A 17343-nucleotide genomic window follows, 5' to 3' on the forward strand; every position below is an offset into this window, starting at 1 on the left:
TCATTGCCAGCTCACAGCCCGCCGGTCGGTGGGCTTGCGCCACGAGTGATGGCTCCGCTATCATCTCGCGCCTTTGATCCACCGATGACGCGTACCGCCTCCATGGCGGCATACCAGGTATTTGAAATGAAAACGTTTAGCGCCAATGCAGACAACGTCAAGCGCGACTGGTTCGTGGTTGATGCCGCGGGCAAGACGCTCGGTCGCCTGTCGACTGAAATCGCTCGTCGTCTGCGCGGCAAGCACAAGCCGGAATACACCCCGCATTGCGACACCGGCGATTATATCGTGGTGATCAACGCGCAGCAGGTGCACGTCACCGGTGCCAAGCTGGACGACAAGAAGTACCACCGCTTCACCGGTTACGTCGGCAACCTGAAGACCACCAGCCTGAAAGACCTGCTGGCGACCTACCCGGAGCGCGTGATCGAGATCGCCGTCAAGGGCATGCTGCCGAAGAATCCGCTGGGCCGCGAGATGTATCGCAAGCTCAAGGTCTATGGCGGCGCCGAGCATCCGCATACCGCACAGCAGCCGCAGGCGCTGGAAATCTAAGGAATCGATATGGCAATCCAGCAGAATTACGGCACCGGCCGCCGCAAGACCTCCGCCGCCCGCGTGTTCCTGCGCAAGGGCAAGGGCGACATCGTCGTCAACGGCAAGGCGCTTGAGCAGTTCTTCGGTCGCGAAACCTCGTGCATGATCGTGCGCCAGCCGCTCGAACTGACCGAAAACACCGGCAAGTTCGACATCACGGTCACCGTTGCCGGTGGCGGCATCACCGGCCAGGCCGGCGCGATCCGCCTGGGCATCGCCCGTGCCCTGATCGAGTACGATGAAGCCTTGAAGTCGCCGCTGCGCAAAGCCGGTTTCGTGACCCGCGATGCCCGCGAAGTGGAACGCAAGAAGGTCGGCCTGCACAAAGCCCGCCGCGCCACCCAGTTCTCGAAGCGCTAAGCCGAAAGGCCCACGCTTCACGGTCCGGTGCCACCAGTCAGAGCCCACCGAACCGCGTGTTATTGGGAGATCGTCTAACGGTAGGACAACAGCCTCTGACGCTGTCTATCTAGGTTCGAATCCTAGTCTCCCAGCCAAAACAAAAAGCCCCGCCCATGGCGGGGCTTTTTGTTTTGACTGGGACACAGGAGGCAAACCACGTTCGACAATTTTGTCTGGAACTTGTTGGACAGCCGCAGGCTGGCCCCGCAAAGCGGGGTTTGGCCCATGGATGGGCCAAACAATCCTAGGCCGCCACACAAACCAGGACTTTGTCCCCCGGTCGGCTTCTTGTTGCGAAACAGGGGACAACCACATTACTCGGCACGTCCCGTGCCTCGCCCTTCGGGCCACCTGCTGCGCCGATGTTCGCTTCAGCATCCTGCCTTCGCAACCGACAAATTTGTCTGGTACTTACAGGCCAACCGCAGCTGGCCCTGCGCAGCAAGGTTGCCCCATAGATGGCCCAACGGCCGCTCCAATAGAGCCATCTCCACCATCATCCAGTCCATTTTTCGTACGTGTCATCCCTCCCGCGCCCGGCTCTGAAAGCCACTCCACCTTTGCTCCCCTTCCGTAACAAAGTAACATTCACTCCTTTGCCTCGCCGAAAACCATGACCAACCCAGATACAAGCAAGCCACCGGGTCAAGCCGATGTACGTACTGTTGGCAGCACCGACGCACTGCCGGTGGCGCCGGCGCTGGGTTTGTCGCTGGATGCGGCGCAGATGCCGCGCAAGTCCACCCTGGTCACGCACCGCATCCTGTTGATCAGCGTGCTCGCCATCGCACTCGGTGCCCTGGCGGCCTGGGCGGCGCAGCTGCTGATGTTCATGATCAACGTGATTACCGATGTGGCGTTTTACGGGCGCGTGTCCGACGTGATCGGCCCCACGGCGCGCGAGGGCTCGTTCGTGCTGTCGCCGGCAGGCAACCAGTTGGGCGCCTGGGTGATCCTGATTCCGGCGATCGGCGGCTTGCTGGCGGGCATCATGGCGCGCTGGGGCTCGCGCGCGATCCAGGGCCATGGCATCCCCGAGGCGATGGAGCAGATCCTCACCAATGAGTCGAACATTCCCGCGCGGATGACCTGGTTGAAGCCGGTGTCGTCGGCGTTCGCGATCGGCACGGGTGGCCCGTTCGGCGCAGAGGGCCCGATCATTTCCACCGGCGGCGCGCTGGGTTCGCTGCTGGGTCAGCTGCTGCATGTGACCGCCAACGAGCGCAAGGTGCTGTTGGCCGCGGGTGCGGCCGCAGGTATGGCGGCGGTGTTCGGCGCGCCGGTGGCGTCGCTGGTGCTGGCGGTCGAACTGCTGTTGTTCGAGCTGCGCCCGCGTTCGCTGATCCCGGTGGCGCTGGCCACGGTCACCGCGGTCGGCATCCGCTACGCCACCTACGGTGCCGCTCCGGTGTTCCCGATGCCGAACGTGGCCGAGCCAGGCGGCATGGCGTTGATCAGCTTCGTGCTGATCGGTGCCGTGGTGGGTTTTGCCTCCGTATGGGTTACCAAAGCCGTCTACGGGGTCGAGGACCTGTTCGCCAAGCTGCCCATCCACTGGATGTGGTGGCCGGCGATCGGCGCGCTGATCGCCGGTTTCATCGGCTGGATCGAGCCGCGCACGCTCGGCGTGGGTTACGACAACATCGATGCGCTGGTGCAAGGGCATTTCGGCCTCACCGTGCTGCTCAGCTTCGGCGCGTTGAAATTCATCTCGTGGGTGATCGCGCTGGGCAGCGGTACGTCGGGCGGCACGCTGGCGCCGTTGTTCATGATCGGCGGCTCGCTCGGCGCCGTGGTCGGCATCGGCATCAATCACTGGTTGCCGGGGATCCATGTGAACATGGGCATCGCCGCGCTGGTGGGCATGGCGGCGATCTTCGCCGGCTCGTCGCGGGCGCTGCTGACCGCCGTGGTGTTCGCGTTCGAAACCACGCGCCAGCCCGCGGCGCTGCTTCCGCTACTGGGCGGCTGCACGGCGGCTTACCTGATTTCGGCGGTGATGATGCGCAACACCATCATGACCGAGAAGATCGCCCGTCGCGGCGTGCGCGTGCCGTCGGAATACGCGGCCGATTACCTGGACCAGGTGACGGTGGGCACGGCGTGCGCCCGCGACGTGTTCTCCCTGCGCGCGGACCAGACCCTGGCTGAAGTGCGCCGCTGGCTGAGCGAGGGTGCGCCCGAGGCGCAGCACCAGGGTTTCCCGGTGGTGGATGCCAGCGGCAAGGTGTGTGGCGTGCTCACGCGCCGCTCGCTGCTCGACCCGCAATGGCACTACACGTTGACCGTGGGCGAGCTGGTCACGCGCCCGCCGGTGATGGTGAAAGAGAGCCATTCCCTGCGCGAAGCCGCCGACCACATGGTGGCCGAGCAGGTGGGTCGGCTGATCGTGGTGAGCCAGACGGCACCGCATCGGCTGGTGGGCATCCTCACCCGCGGCGACATCCTGTCCGCGCACGCGCGGCGGCTGCGCGAGGCGCGCCTGAAGGATCGCCACATCAAGCTCGGCAAACATCGCCACCCGGCGTCGCCGGCCTGAGCGGCGGCCACCGGCGCGCCAACGCGCGCCGGTGGTGACGGGTTGGCGTCGCCTCAGATTTCCCGGTCGCCCACCAGCACCACGTCCGCCGGACGTCGTGCGAACAGCCCCACGGTAACCACGCCGGCCAGCTGGTTGAGCTTGCCCTCCAGCTCGACCGGGTCGGTGATGCGCCAGCCGTGCACGTCGATGATCCAGTTGCCGTTGTCCGTGACCACACCGTCGCGCCACACCGGCTGGCCGTCCAGCTTCACGATCTCGCGGCCGACCAGGCTGCGTGCCATCGGGATCACCTCGATCGGCAGCGGGAACCGGCCCAGCAGGTCCACCTGCTTGCTGGAATCGATGATGCAGACGAACTTCTGCGCCGCCGCCGCGACGATCTTCTCGCGCGTCAACGCGGCCCCGCCACCCTTGATCAACCGCTTGTGCGGGTCGCATTCGTCGGCACCGTCGACGTACAGCGACAACGGCCCGGCGGCGTTGAGGTCGAGCACGGGGATGCCCAGCTTCTTCAGGTGCGCCGTGGATTGTTCCGAGCTGGAGACGGCGCCCTGGATGCGGTCGCGCAGATCGGCCAGCGCCTCGATGAAAAACGCCACGGTGGAACCGGTACCCACGCCCACGATGGCGCCATCCTCCACGTAGCGAATGGCGGCCTCACCGGCCTGGCGCTTCTCGTTGGCGTTGCTCATGGGCATGTCGTCTCGGCGAAAACCCCATTATGACGACGGTCCGGCGGCGCGGCGAGCTTCGCTGCACCCGCGGGCCTTTCATTCCATCGCGAGGATGTATTTCCAGTCGGCGGCATCGACCGGCATCACCGACAGCCGGTTGCCCTTGCGCACCAGCGGCATGCCTTCCAGCGCCGGATCGTTCTTGAGCTCGTCCAGACTGATCGTGCGCTTCAACTTCTTCACGAACTTCACCTCGACCAGCATCCAGCGCGGCTTGTCGCGGGTGCTGGCGGGATCGAAATAGTGGCTTTTCGGGTCGAACTGGCTGGGGTCGGGGTAGGCGTCGGTGGCTACCTCGGCGATGCCCACGATGCCGGGTACGGCGCAGTTGGAGTGGTAGAAGAACACGCGGTCGCCCGGGCGCATGCCGTCGCGCATGAAGTTGCGCGCCTGGTAGTTGCGCACGCCGTCCCAGGCTTCCTGTTTCTTGCGTTTCAGATCGTCGATGGAGAACGCATCGGGCTCGGATTTCATCAACCAGTAGTTCATGCGCTCACCTTGCTGTCGGGTTCGCCATTGCAGTCGATCAATTCGCGCTCGGTGGCGATGAAATCCAGTGCCACGTCCCATGGCTCGGCGTCGATCGCGTCCAGCTCCTGGAACGCGTAGCCGATGCCGACCAGCAACGGCTCGGTGGGCCGGACCTGATCCTTGAGGAAAGCAAAGCTGCGATCGTAGTAACCACCGCCATAGCCGAGCCGGTGGCCGCGGCGGTCGAAGCCCAGCAGCGGTACCAGCACCAGGTCAAGCTGGAACGGCGCGAACCAGGTCGCCGGCGCCACCGGTTCGGGGATGCCGTGGCGGTTCGGTTGCACCGCGTCGCCCGCCTGCCACGGCGCGAATCGCAGTTGCTTGTCGGCGCCGATCACCGGCAGCAGGAATTGCTGCTCGCGCGCAGCCAGCGGCGGGATCACCACGTTCAGCGGCAGCTCGCCATTGCTGGCCCAGTAGCCGGCCACGCGGGCGTCGGTAAAGTATTCGGGCAGCTGTTCGAGCGTGCGCCGCAGGCCCTGCGCGGCGGTGATGCGCTCCAGCGGCGTGAGTGCGCGGCGGCGCTCGGCCAATTGCTGGCGAAGTTCGCGGCGTTGGGCGGGGGCGTCCACGGGTCGCGTGTCTCCGATCGAAATGCGCCCCGTTCGTCGGTTGACGAACGGGGCGCGAAAGGGTGGCGTCAACCGCAATGCCGCTGCCCACCAAACGACCTTGATCCACGAGGATCAGGTGGGAGGGCTACATGGTCTCGAGGCTTTCCGCACGTGGCGGACATGCACAACAACCGATGTGAAGCCGACCCGGGGCCGTATTTAGGAACAAGGCAAATGTAAGAGTGTGCTGGCGCACATCACAGAAAACGCCGGGGTTGATTCTAGAAGGCTGGTCGCCGGAAAGCGAGTGCGGCGCACGGCCGCGGTTCAGCGCTTGACCAGGTTTTCCTCGAACGCCGCATCGAGCTTGTGCCGTAGCGTGGCCAGGCCTTCGCTGAGGCGCTGTTCCTGCGTCTCATGCTGTTTGCGCAGGGCCATCAGCTCGTGGGTGACGCTGATGGCGGCCAGCACGGCCAGGCGCTCGAAGCTCGGCGCGCGCGCGTTGGCGCGCAGTTCGCGCATCTTGCGGTCCAGGAAAACCGCCGCGTCCAGCAGCCCCTCGCGCTCCTCTGGCGAGCAGGCGATCAGGAACTCACGATCGATCAGACGCAGTGCGACCGGATCACTGACAGGGGTGTTCATCAACCGTTGCTCTCGAGGGATTTCAGTCGCTGGATCATCGCCTCGACCCGGCTGCGGGCCAGTTCGTTGCGTGCCATCAGGCCCGCGCGTTCACCGGTCAGCTGTTCCTGGCTGTGGCGCAGGCTGCGGTTTTCCTCGGTCAGGCGCCGCACGGTTTCCAGCAGGCGATCGAGCTGCTCGGCCAGGGCGGCTATCTCATGCTGAACGGCATCAGGCGTATTCATGCGTGAAACTATAGCAGTACGCCCAGCGAAGTCAGCGGGTCGCCGACACGAATGAAGCGGTCGCGGTGGGCTGCACTAAACTGGCCGCCAAATCTTCAGAGGAGTACGCCATGGCAGACACCGAACTGGTCAGTCATGACCAACTGGACGCGGTGATCATGCGCCTGCAACTGGGCACCGATGCCAGCGAATTGCACGGCTCGTTGTGCGGCTACCTGGCCGGCGGCGGCTCGCTGCGCGGTACCTCGGTGCTGGCGGCGCTGCACCTGGATGCCGAGGTGGAGACACCGGAAGCGAACGACGTCGCCCTGCTGCGGCAACTGGCGCGGCAGAGCGAAACCGAGCTGGCCGATCCCGAGCTGGGCTTCGAGCCGCTGCTGCCCGAAGACGACCGCCCGCTGGTCGAACGCGCCGAGGCGCTGGTGGAATGGTGCCGTGGCTTCCTGGGCGGCTTCGGCCTCGCCGGCGCGCCGGCCCACGCCAAGCTGTCGGACGAGGCGCAGGAGATCCTGCGCGACCTGGGCACGATTGCCGGTTCCGCGTTCGACTTCCAGAACGAGGAGGAAGACGAGGATGCGCTGATCGAAGTGCAGGAATTCGTGCGTGTGGGCGCCTTGCTGCTGCACACCGAATGCACCGCCGGCAGCGATCCGGCCAGCGGCACGCTGCATTGAATCACGCTTCATTGAATCCGGCGTCCACGGGTGGCATCGCGAGCGGTCGCGATGGTTCGCTGGCGCTGAGCCCTGCCGAGTTTGCCGGGCGCCGCCGGCAGCTGATGGACATGGCCGGCGACGACGCGGTGCTGCTGCTGGCGGCCGCGCCCGAGCGCATGCGCAACGCCGACGCGGCCTGGCCGTACCGGCAGGATTCCGATTTCCATTATCTGTGCGGCTGGCCCGAACCCGCCGCGGTGCTGGCCCTGCTGCCGGGTCGCCAGCACGGCGAGGCGGTGATGTTCTGCCGCGAGCGCGATCCGGAGCATGAGCGTTGGCACGGCGAGTCGGTAGGCACCGAGCGTGCGGTCGCCGACTTCGGCATGGACGACGCGTTTCCGATCGAGGACATCGACGACATCCTGCCCGGCATGATCGAAGGGCGCGCGCGCGTCTATTGTCACTTCGGCCGCGAGCCGGAATTCGATGCGCAACTGATGGGCTGGATGCGCCGGCTGCGCCAATTGCGCGGCGGTGGCGTGGTACCCAAGGAATTCGCGGCATTGGGTCATCTGCTGCACGACCTGCGCCTGTACAAGTCGCGCGGCGAACTGAAATTGATGCGCGCCGCCGCCGTTATCGCGGTCGAGGCGCATCGCGCGGCCTGGCAGGTGGCGCGCGGCGGCACGCACGAATACGAGGTGGAGGCCGAGCTGCTGCGGACGATTCGCCGCCACGGCGCGGTCGCCTCGTTCGCTCCCACCGTGGCCGCCGGCGTCAACGCCTGCGTGATGCATTACCGCGCCAACCGCGCGCCGCTGCACGATGGCGATTTGTTGCTTATTGATGCGGGCGCCGAAATGGACGGCTATGCGTCCGATATCAGCCGCACGTTTCCGTTGAATGGCCGCTACAGCACCGCGCAACGCGCGCTCTACGACGTGGTGCTGGCGGCGCAGCAGGCGGCCATCGCCACCGTGCGGCCAGGTCAGCCGTTCAATGCGGCGCATGCGGCGGCGGTGCAGGTGTTGACCGAAGGCCTGTGCCGGCTGGGTCTGCTGAAAGGCGACGCCGACGCGGCGGTGGCCAGCGGCAGCTACCGGCGCTTTTTCCCGGCAAAAACCGGCCATTGGCTGGGGCTGGACGTGCACGACGTGGGCGATTACCGCGTGGGCGGCGACTCGCGCCTGCTGGAGCCGGGCATGGTGCTGACGGTGGAGCCGGGCCTGTACGTGGCGCCGGACGATCTCTCGGTGGCGGAGCGCTGGCGCGGCATCGGCATCCGCATCGAGGACGACGTGGCGGTAACGCGCGAGGGCAACGAGGTGCTCAGTGCCGCGCTGCCGCGCGGGGCGGATGAGATCGAAGCCTTGTTGGCGATGCGCTGATATGAAGCCCCTCTCCCTTCGGGAGAGGGGTTGGGGAGAGGGTTCGGCAGGAGTGGGGAACTCGTCTTCGACCGTACCCTCATCCGGCCCAGCGGGCCACCTTCTCCCGAAGGGAGAAGGGAGCGACCCTGCCGACCAACGGCGTGGCGAATCGTCGCGATGGTGAGGCTTTCACATCGCCAAGCCTATAGTCCGCCCATTCGTCCCGCGGGAGATGACTGTGCCGACCGCCGAATTCCTGTCGCGAATCCAGTTCGGTTTCGTGATGTCGTTCCACATCCTGTTTCCCGCATTCACCATCGGCCTGGCGAGCTGGCTGGTGTTTCTGGAAGCGCTCTGGTTGCGCAAGCGCAGTGCGATGTTGCGCGATCTCTATTTCTTCTGGATGAAAGTGTTCGCCGGATCGTTCGGGCTGGGCGTGGTCTCCGGCATCGTGATGAGTTTCCAGTTCGGTACCAACTGGGCCGGTCTGTCGACGGTGGCCGGCAACGTGCTGGGGCCGCTGCTCAACTACGAGGTGATGACCGCGTTTTTCCTCGAGGCCACCTTCCTCGGGGTGATGCTGTTCGGCTGGAACCGGGTCAGCCACCGCACCCATTTCATCGCCACCTGCATGGTGGCGCTGGGGACGCTGATCTCCAGCTTCTGGATCCTTGCGGCGAACAGCTGGATGCAGACACCGCAGGGCTACACGATGGTCGATGGGGTGATCCAGGCCACCGACTGGTGGGCGGCGATCTTCAATCCCTCATTTCCGACGCGGCTGGTGCACATGGTGCTGGCCTGCTTCCTGAGTACCGGCCTGGTGGTTGGCGGCGTGTCGGCCTGGTACCTGCTGCGCGGGGTGTGGCAGGACAAGGCGCAGCTGATGCTGCGTTGTGCGCTGGCGTTCGTGGCGATCGTGATCCCGCTGCAGATCCTTGTCGGTGACATGTCGGGGCTGGTGGTGCGCGAGTATCAGCCGGCCAAACTGGCGGCGATCGAGGCGCGTTGGACTACCGAAAAAAGCGTGCCGCTGACCTTGTTTGCGTGGCCGGACGAAAAGGCCGAGCGCAACGATTACGCCGTCGACGTGCCGCATCTTGGCAGCCTGATCCTCACCCACAGCTGGAATGGTGAGGTGCAGGGGCTGAAGGACTTCGCGCCGCAAGACCGGCCACCGGTGGCGGCACCCTTTTTCAGCTTTCGCATCATGGTGGGCCTCGGCCTGCTGATGCTGGCGCTGGCGGTGGTCGGCCTGCTGCTGTGGTGGCGACGACGGTTGTTCGACAGCCGCTGGTACCTGCGTTGCTGGATGGCGATGATGCCGGCCGGTTTCATCGCCCTGCTTACCGGCTGGTACACCGCGGAGATCGGGCGCCAGCCATGGGTTGTCTACGGCGTGCTGCGCACGGTCGACGCGGCCAGCCCGGTGCACGCGTCCAGCGTGCTGACTTCGCTGATCGTCTACTTCGTGACCTACATGATCCTGTTCGGCTTCGGCAGCTGGTACCTGTTCAAGGTACTGCGCACCGGGCCGGACACTGCGCCGGAACGGGTGAGTTTCAATGCCACGGCCGCGCGGCCGCTGGCGGCGGTCGACGACCGCAGGGAGGATTGAGCATGGAACTTTCCACGACATTGCCGGTGGTCTGGTTCCTCATCATCGGCTTCGCGATCATGATGTACGTGCTGCTGGACGGCTTCGTGTTGGGTATCGGCATCCTCGCGCCGTTTGCCGATGACGAGGCGCAGCAGGAGCTGATGATGAACACCGCCGCGCCGATCTGGGACGGCAACGAAACCTGGCTGGTGATGGGCGGCGCCGGGTTGATGGCCGCGTTTCCGCGCGCCTATGCGGTCATCCTGTCCAGCCTGTACCTGCCGGTGCTGGCCATGCTGATCGCGCTGATCTTCCGCGGCGTGGCGTTCGAATTCCGCTTCCGCGCGCACCGTTCGCGGCGCATCTGGGGCGTGGGGTTCCACCTGGGTTCGGTCGTCGCCGCGTTCGCGCAGGGCCTGATGCTGGGCGCCATCGTCGAGGGCATGCCGCTGGAAGGCGGCAAGTACCTGCACGGCGCGTTTGCCTGGTTCAGCCCGTTCTCGGTGCTCACGGGCATGGCGTTGGTGTTCGGCTACGGCCTGCTCGGCGCGACCTGGCTGGTACTGAAGACCGAGGGCCGACCGCAACGCATCGCGCGCGATCTGACCCGGCCGCTGATGCTGGCGGTGATCGCGTTCATGATCATGGTCAGCGCGTGGCTGCCGTTCCTGGATTCACGGCTGATGGATCGCTGGTTCGCCTGGCCCAACTTCCTTTACCTGTCGCCGCTGCCGATCCTCACCGTGGTGGTGGCCGCATGGCTGTGGCGTGCCGTGCTGGCCAATCGCGAGGTGGCGCCGTTCGTGCTGGCGCTATGTTTCTTCGCGCTGGGTTTCCTGGGCCTGGTGGTCGGCATGTGGCCGAACATCGTGCCACCCACGATGAGCATCTGGGACGCCGCCTCGCCGCCGTCCAGCCAAGGCTTCGTGCTGGTTGGCGCGGCGATCATGATCCCGGTGGTGCTGTTCTACACCGCGTACTCGTACCGCGTGTTTCGCGGCAAGGTGCGCGCGGGGGAGGGGTATCACTAGGACGGGGATTCGGGTTCGGGATTTGGGATTTGCAAAAGCCGAAGCCGCTCCCGGCGGGCGGTCGGGCGCGGGCACCGAAGTGCCCACGCCCTTGCCGTATGCCTCAGAACCGCCAGGTCAGGCTCATCCGCGCCGACTGGTCGGTGGCGTGGTTGCCGAATTGCCCGCTGTAGGTGGCGTCTACGGACACATTGCTTGCCAGCATGAAGTTGACGCCGCCGGAGAGTGCCGCCGCGTTGCGCGCCACCGGCACGCCGGTGATGTCGAAGCTGCTGCCGCCGTCGGCGAAATGCATCGTGCTGGTTGGCCGCACATCACCCCATGCGTGCTGCCAGCCGAGGCTGATATGGGCATGCGTGCCGTCGTCGGGCGCGCCCAGCGCAAACATCCCGCGTAGCCCCAGCGTGCCGACCGTCAGCGTATCGCGTTGACTGTGGGTGCTCAGGGCGGCACGACCATTCTCGTGGATGGCGGGCGTATCCAGTCGCGCCCAAGCCACGTTCACGAACGGTGCGAGGGTGCTGCTGCCCAGCGCGAACGCGTGGCTGCCATCGACATGGACTTGGGTGGTGTGGGCGTCGTAGCGGCTGCTCGCGGTATCGGCGAAATCGCCGAAGGCCATGAAGCGGCTCGTGTCCACCCGTTGCCAGCTGTAGATCGCGCCGCCCTTCAATTGCACCACGCCGAGGTCGGTGCTGCCGTACACACCGATGTGCCGGTTTCGCACATGCGCGGACGAACCCTGGCTGGCGATTCGTGCGGTGGCCTGGCCCGATCCGAGCACCGCACCGGCCACCGACGATGCACCCACGGCGAGGTCGGCACCCACCAACAGGCCGCTACCGGTCGTGTCTAATCTCGATGCTTGGCCATCGTTGTCGTGATGACCACCGTGGCCCCAGGCGCTGACCCAGGCCGCGACGCCGTCGGCGCTGGCTTCGTTGCCCGGGCCCAGCAGATGCTGATTGACGGCATCGCGTACATACCGATCGTTGTCGGCAATGGCGGTCCGCGTACTGGCGTGGATTTCGCCGGAAAGTTGCCCGAACGCCATGCGTGCCGTGGGTGCATCCAGCTTGACCAGCGCGTCGTAGAGCGGGTTGCCTATGCCCAGGCTTTCGGCCGCGTCGGCGGTGGCTTTCTGGTTGCCCGTTTGCGCGGCTTGACTGAAGCTGACGTCGTTGCGCTCCAATACCAGCTCCAGGCTGGTGGCGTTGTAGCTGAACAGTGGGGCCAGGAAGGCCAGGTTGCTGCCGATGCTGTCGAACTGGCCGTCAATGCCATCGCCCGCGCTGAAAATGGTGTAGCTCGTCTTGGGGGTCCAATCGCCATCCGGTGCCAGCACCATGACAGTGCCACCCAGAATGCTGATCTTGCCCGCCACGGCCAGCTGGTCGCTTTGGCCATCCGGCGTGATTTCCACCTGGTAGATGGAGCCGCTGCGGAAAGTGGCGTCACCGGCTACGTGCAGCGTGCCAATGCTGTGGCCCGGTGCCAACGTGCCGTAGAGATCCAGCCTACCGACCGTACCGAAGCCGCCCAGCGTGGCGCCGCTGGCGACGTTGACCATGCCGCCCAGGCTCGCGCCGTCGTAGCCATCGTCGCCGACAATCAAGGTGCCGGCCTGGACGTGGGTTGCGCCGCTGAATGAATTGATGGCGTTGAGAATCAACTCCCCGTCACCGGCCTTGGTCAGCGTGCCATTGCCGGAGAGGGTGCCGGCAAACGTGCCGTTGCCGTGCTGGTTGAACGCCAGTGCGGCGTTGTCGGCGATGTTACCGTGCAAGCTGATGGTGTCGCCTTGCAGGGTGCCGGCCGTGATCGTGGTGCCACCGGCATAGCTGTTGGTACCGGAGAGGGTGACTACACCGCTGCCGATCTTGGTCAGCGAGCCACTGCCGGAAATCGCTCCGGCAAAAGTGCCGGCCGTGTTCTGGTTGAACACCAGTGCGGCGTTGTCGACGATGTTGCCTTGCAAGCTGGTGGTATCGCCTTGCAGGGTACCGGCCGTGATCGTGGTGCCGCCGGTATAGGTGTTGTCGCCGGTAAGCGTCAGCGTGCCGCTGCCGTTCTGCGCCAGCGAACCCGTGCCGGTGATGGCCCCGGCAAAGCTCAGGTCATCACTTCGGTCGAAGGCGAGGGTACTGTTGTCGAGGACATCGCCGGTGATCGAACCGGTCGCGCCGCCATTGCCGATCTGCAAGGTGCCGGCGCCGATCGTAGTGCCGCCGGTGTAGGTGTTGGCGCCGGCAAGCACCAGGGTGCCGAGGTCGGCCTTGGTCAAACCGTCGTTGCCGGCTAGCACGTTGTTGATCGTGGCGGTATAGGCTGCACCCGCTGCGCTGCCATCACCCACGCGGATGATCGGTGCCGCGCCGGCATCGCCAACCAAAGTCAGCGCGTCGCCGGTCAACGTGTAGCCGTCGCTGGCAAACTGCATGCCCAGTGCGCTGACCGGGTCGGCGCCGCTGTTGCCGTCTACCGTCACGGTCCCGGCGGTGCCACCAAAAATGGCGAAGCCCGGCTGGGGGGTCATTGGAGCGGTGGTGTTGCCATTGGCATCCGTCCAGTTCGCTGCCGTGGTTGACCAGGTGCCGTCGCCACCACCCATTTGTGTGGCGTCAGCCAGACCGTTGCCGTTCCACAGGTTCAGTGTCAGGCCGGTCGCGTTGAACAGGTTGATCTGCTTGTTTCCGGTGAGGTTCCGGATCTGCAGTATCGCGCCTGTCGGCGTGCTGCCAAGGCTGATGCCGCCGTTGGTTTCGGTCAGGCTGCCGCCATAGCTGAACAGGCGGTACAGACCGGGGCCGAAGTCGCTGGCATCGCTGACATTGAGCGTGGCGCCATCGAGTTTGAGGTTGCCGCCCACTGTCACGCTGTCGCCGCTGCCAAACGATGCAAGGGTCGCGCCGGGCGTACCCAACTCGAAGTCCAGCACGCTGCCTTGCGCGGCGGTGAGATCGCCGTCGATGGTCAACGTGCCGATGCTGTTGCCCGGTGCCAGGTGGGCACCGGCATCAAGCGCGACGCCGCCGCCGATGCGGCCATGGCCACCCAGCGTGGCACCACTGTCCACCGTGACACTGCCGCCCAGTGCGGCGCTGTTGCCGGCGACGCTGCCAATGACCAGCGTGCCATCCTGCACTGTGCTGGCGCCGGTGAATGCGCTGCTGTTGCCATCCAGCACCAAGGTGGTGCCGCCGTCGATACGTAGCGCCCCGTTACCGGACATCGCGCCGGCAAAGGTGCCCGCCGTGCTCTGCTTGAACACCAGGGCCGCGTTGTTGACGATGTCACCTTGCAGGCTGGCGGTATCGCCTTGCAGGGTACCGGCCGTGATCGTGGTGCCGCCGGTATAGGTGTTGGCGCCGGTAAGCGTCAGCGTGCCATCGCCGCTCTTGGACAACGTGCCGCTGCCCGACAGTGCTTGCGATACGGTGAAGTTGTTGCTGGCATCAGCGATGTCGAACCCGCCGCCGGCACTGCCCAGGGTGATCGCTCGCGGCGTGGTGGTGAACGCCGTGCCGGTTACCTCCAGCGTGCCGCCGTTCAGCAACAACCCGCCACTGGTATCGCCGAGGTTGCCGTCGCTCGATACCGATAACGCGCCGGCGCTGATCGTCCACGGCGTAACCACCGCCGTGGTGCCGGTCAGAGTCCAGGTGCTGGTGCCGGTCTTGGTGAATTCGGTGAAGCCGTAGTACCTGACCGTACCGCTCCACGACGTGGGTGACGTGGTGACAAGGTTTGAAGCGGCAAAGGTGGCATTCGTGTTGCCGCCCAATACCAATATGTCGCTGTTGGCGCTGCCGATCACGTTGCCGACGAAGCTGTAGCCTTTCAGCAGCGTCAACTGGTTGCCGCCGCCGCTGAAGTTAACCGCGTCGGCCCGGCTGCCGTTAGCGTTCTTCCCGCCCCGGATCGTGCCGGCGTTGGTCATCTTGGTGTTGCCGGTGGACGTTACGCCATTGCCACCCTTGCTGCCGACGCCGTTGCCGTCGCCGCCGGTGATGGTGCTGCCGCTGTTGTTGGTCAAGCTGAGCTCGGAGCTGCTGACGCCGTTACCGCCGTTGCCGCCGACACCGCCAGTACCACCTCGGATGCCGCCTTTGCCGCCGCTGATGGTGCCGCCGCTGTTGTTGGTCAAGATGAGCTTGGGGCCACTGATGCCGTCGCCGCCGCTGCCGCCGCTGCTGTTGCTTCTGTGGCCGCTGCCGCCTGCGCCGCCGCTGATGATGTTGCGGTTGGTTACGACGAGAGCGTCGCCGCTGATGCCATTACCGCCGTGGCCACCGACGTCACCGGCGCCACCGAAGCCGCCGCTTTCGCCGCCTGCGCCGCCGGTGATGCTGCCGCTGTTGCTGGTCAGGCTGAGATTGTCGCCGCTGATGCCGGCGCCGCCGGTGCCGCCTCTGCCGCTGCCGCTGCCGCTGCTGGAGCTTTCGCCGCCGACGCCGCCGGTGATGGCGCCGGCGTTGGTCATGCGCAGATTGTTGCCACTGGCGCCGTTGCCGCCCATGCCACTGCTGTTGCCGACGCCGCCAGCGCCGCCGGTGATGCTGCCGCCGCTGTTGTTGGTCAGGCCGAGATTGTCGCCGCTGACGCCGCCACCGCCGTTGCCGCCGTTGCTGTAGCCGTCGCCGCCAGCGCCGCCGTTGATGACGCTGTTGTTGGTCACGCTGGTTCCGGAGCCGCCGACGCCGTAACCACCGTTGCCGCCGGTGGTGCTGGCGCTGTAGCCACCATCGCCAGCGGTGATGGCGCCGCTATTGCTTACGGTGGAGTCGGAGCCGCTGACGCCATTACCGCCGTTGCCGCCGGTGCTGTTTGAGCTGTAGCCACCATCGCCAGCGGTGATGACGCCGCTATTGCTTACGGTGACGCTGGCGCCGTTGACTCCCGCGCCACCGCTGCCGCCATAGCCGCTGCCGCTTTCGCCGCCGTTGCCGCCTTGGGCTGTGCCGCTGAGCATGACGGTCAGGGTGGTGCCGCTGCTGGCGGCCACTGAATTACCGCCAACCGTGCCGTTGGTAGCCCCCGCGCCGTCGATTCCGGTCGCCCCGGTGACGGAGCTGGTGGTGGTGCCGTCGCCGATCTGCAAGGTGCCGGCGAGCAGTTGCCATGCCGGGCCAGCGCCTGCGCCGGTCAGGGTCCAGGTGCTGGTGCCGGTTTTCTTGTAGGCGGTGAAGCCGTAGTACTGCGGGGTGCCGGTGTAGGAGGTCGGCGCGGTGCTCACGATGTGGGACACGTCGAAAGCCGTGGCGGGGTCGGTGTCGCCGCCCAGCGCCAGGGTGTCGCCACCATTCGCCGCGCCGCTGTTGCTGACCACGTTGCCGGTGAAGCTGTAGCCATTTTCCAGGGTCAGCGTGTTGTCGCCGCCGGACAGGCGCACGGCATCCGCACGCGTCGCGTTGTCGCCAGACAGGCCACCGGCAATGACGCCCGCTGTCGTGATGGTGCTGCCGCCCGTGGAGACCACGCCGATACCACCGGCGCCAGCAATGCCCGCGTTGCCGGGGTTGCCGTTGGCTCCCGTCGTGCCCCATTGGCCACCGGGGGCCCCGGGGTAGTCGGAGAGGCCGCCCATACCACCCGTGGCGATACCACCGCTGCCTCCGTGGCCGCCGGTGATCGTTCCGAGGTTGGTGAGCTGGAAGTCACTTCCATCCACGCCGTTGCCACCGCTGCCGCCGTTGCCGGCGCTGCCGCCGTTGCCGCCGACGCCGCCATTGCCGCTGTCGCCGGTATTGTTCGCACCCTGGCCGCCTCTGCCGCCTGTTCCGCCGAAGGCGTTGCCGCCAGCGCCGCCGGTGCCGCCGACAAGCGTTCCGCTGTTGTCTATCGTGAACCCCGATCCGTTGATGACGTTGCCGCCGTTGCCACCTGCCCCTGCGCTTCCGCCATCCCCGCCCGAGCCACCATTGCCGCCGTCCCCATTGCCGCCTTGCACTGGCCAGCCACCGCTGCCACCGGCACCGCCATTTGCGTTGCCGCCGTTGCCGCCGTCGCCGCCGGCGAGTGCGCTGTCGATGGCAACGGTCGTGGAGCCGGTGGTCGCGGCATCACCCGTTGTCCCGGCGGTCGCTGTGGAAGCGTTTCCACCATAGCCACCGTCGCCGCCTGTTTGCCCCAGAGTTGCCGCATCTGTGCCCAGCACGCCAGTTGCTCCGGATGCGCCGGTTCCGGTGTTTCCTGCCGTTCCTTGCGTGCAGTTGTCGTACGAGGTGCCGTTGACGGTGCAACTGGCCGCCCACGCTGGCGAGGCGAGCGTGCCGAGCGCCAGTGCGGCCAGGCAGGCCAGCGCCAGCGGATGCTTGCGCAGGGGCGAGGTGCTGGCGTTCACCGCGTTGCCGGTGCCTGGGGTACATGCCAGTTCGGATGCCACCTGCAAGACGCGCAACGCGCGGTTCCAGACCAGACGGTAGATACGGTTCATGGTGTTTTCCTCGGCACGCCGGTT

13 protein-coding genes, 1 tRNA gene and 1 other RNA gene are annotated in these 17343 nt (G+C 66.1%); 8 read left to right on the top strand and 7 right to left on the bottom strand.

Annotated features, from left to right (window positions below):
- Positions 1-126 precede the first annotated feature (126 nt).
- From rplM to ASD22_RS14000, 4 genes are all read left to right on the top strand, one after another.
- Positions 127-555, top strand: a complete 429-nt coding sequence (gene rplM, locus ASD22_RS13985) for a 50S ribosomal protein L13 (protein ID WP_056085180.1) — start codon at positions 127-129, stop codon at positions 553-555.
- Positions 556-564: 9 nt separating this feature from the next.
- Positions 565-957 (top strand): 30S ribosomal protein S9, encoded by a 393-nt coding sequence (gene rpsI, locus ASD22_RS13990; protein ID WP_056084867.1) that lies wholly within the window; start codon positions 565-567, stop codon positions 955-957.
- Positions 958-1020: 63 nt separating this feature from the next.
- Positions 1021-1094 (top strand) — tRNA-Gln (locus tag ASD22_RS13995).
- Positions 1095-1612: 518 nt separating this feature from the next.
- The gene (locus tag ASD22_RS14000; protein ID WP_056084870.1) at positions 1613-3538 is read left to right on the top strand and encodes a chloride channel protein; all 1926 of its coding nucleotides are present in this window, start codon (positions 1613-1615) and stop codon (positions 3536-3538) included.
- 53 nt (positions 3539-3591) lie between these two features.
- Here the strand turns inward: ASD22_RS14000 and rpiA are convergent, their stop codons facing one another.
- The 6 genes from rpiA to ASD22_RS14025 form a co-directional block, all read right to left on the bottom strand.
- On the bottom strand, positions 3592-4233 hold the full coding sequence (rpiA, locus tag ASD22_RS14005) for a ribose-5-phosphate isomerase RpiA (protein WP_056084873.1): 642 nt from the start codon (positions 4231-4233) through the stop codon (positions 3592-3594).
- A gap of 78 nt (positions 4234-4311) precedes the next feature.
- Entirely contained in the window at positions 4312-4764 is a 453-nt protein-coding gene (locus ASD22_RS14010; RefSeq protein WP_056084877.1) for an EVE domain-containing protein, read from the bottom strand.
- Complete coding sequence (locus ASD22_RS14015; protein ID WP_056084880.1) at positions 4761-5378, bottom strand: 5-formyltetrahydrofolate cyclo-ligase; 618 nt, start codon at positions 5376-5378, stop codon at positions 4761-4763. The genes ASD22_RS14010 and ASD22_RS14015 overlap by 4 nt, the downstream gene beginning before the upstream one ends.
- Positions 5379-5443: 65 nt before the next feature.
- Positions 5444-5629: non-coding RNA, 6S RNA (gene ssrS, locus ASD22_RS16470), on the bottom strand.
- Positions 5630-5687: 58 nt separating this feature from the next.
- Positions 5688-6002 carry a cell division protein ZapA gene (gene zapA / locus ASD22_RS14020; RefSeq protein ID WP_056084886.1) on the bottom strand — a complete coding sequence of 105 codons (315 nt, stop codon included), beginning with the start codon at positions 6000-6002 and terminating at the stop codon, positions 5688-5690.
- Positions 6002-6226: a TIGR02449 family protein gene (locus tag ASD22_RS14025; protein ID WP_056084889.1), complete on the bottom strand. Its 225-nt coding sequence runs from the start codon at positions 6224-6226 to the stop codon at positions 6002-6004. Before ASD22_RS14025 ends, zapA begins: the two co-directional genes overlap by 1 nt.
- 110 nt (positions 6227-6336) lie before the next feature.
- Here ASD22_RS14025 and ASD22_RS14030 point away from each other — a divergent pair, with 110 nt between their 5' ends.
- From ASD22_RS14030 to cydB, 4 genes are all read left to right on the top strand, one after another.
- On the top strand, positions 6337-6900 hold the full coding sequence (locus tag ASD22_RS14030) for a UPF0149 family protein (protein ID WP_056084892.1): 564 nt from the start codon (positions 6337-6339) through the stop codon (positions 6898-6900).
- 59 nt (positions 6901-6959) lie between these two features.
- Positions 6960-8270: an aminopeptidase P N-terminal domain-containing protein gene (locus ASD22_RS14035; RefSeq protein WP_200946376.1), complete on the top strand. Its 1311-nt coding sequence runs from the start codon at positions 6960-6962 to the stop codon at positions 8268-8270.
- A gap of 214 nt (positions 8271-8484) precedes the next feature.
- Positions 8485-9870, top strand: a complete 1386-nt coding sequence (locus ASD22_RS14040; protein WP_056084895.1) for a cytochrome ubiquinol oxidase subunit I — start codon at positions 8485-8487, stop codon at positions 9868-9870.
- Positions 9871-9872: 2 nt separating this feature from the next.
- Positions 9873-10883, top strand: coding sequence for a cytochrome d ubiquinol oxidase subunit II (gene cydB, locus ASD22_RS14045; protein WP_056084896.1), 1011 nt, complete (start codon positions 9873-9875; stop codon positions 10881-10883).
- Positions 10884-10986: 103 nt separating this feature from the next.
- Here cydB and ASD22_RS16805 read toward each other — a convergent pair whose 3' ends face one another.
- Entirely contained in the window at positions 10987-17319 is a 6333-nt protein-coding gene (locus ASD22_RS16805; RefSeq protein ID WP_056084899.1) for an autotransporter-associated beta strand repeat-containing protein, read from the bottom strand.
- Positions 17320-17343: the final 24 nt, after the last annotated feature.

The organism is Rhodanobacter sp. Root480 (genome assembly GCF_001426645.1).
Taxonomy (GTDB): domain Bacteria; phylum Pseudomonadota; class Gammaproteobacteria; order Xanthomonadales; family Rhodanobacteraceae; genus Rhodanobacter; species Rhodanobacter ginsenosidimutans.